Source organism: Variovorax sp. 01N425 (assembly GCF_056399465.1).
The window spans coordinates 1-421 of sequence record NZ_JBFTRJ010000066.1 but is presented as its reverse complement, the minus strand read 5'-3'; the positions used below and the strand labels follow the sequence as shown (position 1 = coordinate 421).

Sequence of the window (421 nt, the reverse complement as noted above, 5' to 3'; positions counted from 1 at the left end):
TTTTTTAAGTACCGTCAAACTTTTTTCGCTTTCTTCAGCTTCTTGTCGCACCCCGCAACCTTCGCTACGAGACGCTGAAGCTGCTTCAGCGGAGCCTTCGATTATGCACTGTTTTTTCAAACCGCGTCAACTTCGAAGAAGATTTTTTCTTCTGGCCTCCTGGCAGCTCGCTCACTGGGAGTCTGCTACCTGAAGCTGCTCGCAGCGCCCCTGGAGACGCTGTGTCGCTTGCCTTTTTGTGTGAACACTTTTGGGGTGCTCACACAAAAAGGAAAGCCCAACACACCGTGTTGGGCTTTTCCTGGCTGTAAGAGCCTGACGATGACCTACTTTCACACGGGAACCCGCACTATCATCGGCGCTGACGCGTTTCACTGTCCTGTTCGGGATGGGAAGGAGTGGTACCACGTCGCTATGGTCA

1 rRNA gene is annotated in these 421 nt (G+C 52.5%); it reads right to left on the bottom strand.

Annotation, left to right across the window (positions count from 1 at the left end):
* Nucleotides 1–313: 313 nt before the first annotated feature.
* Nucleotides 314–421, bottom strand: a 5S ribosomal RNA gene (gene rrf, locus AC1DSC_RS32715); the annotation flags it as partial.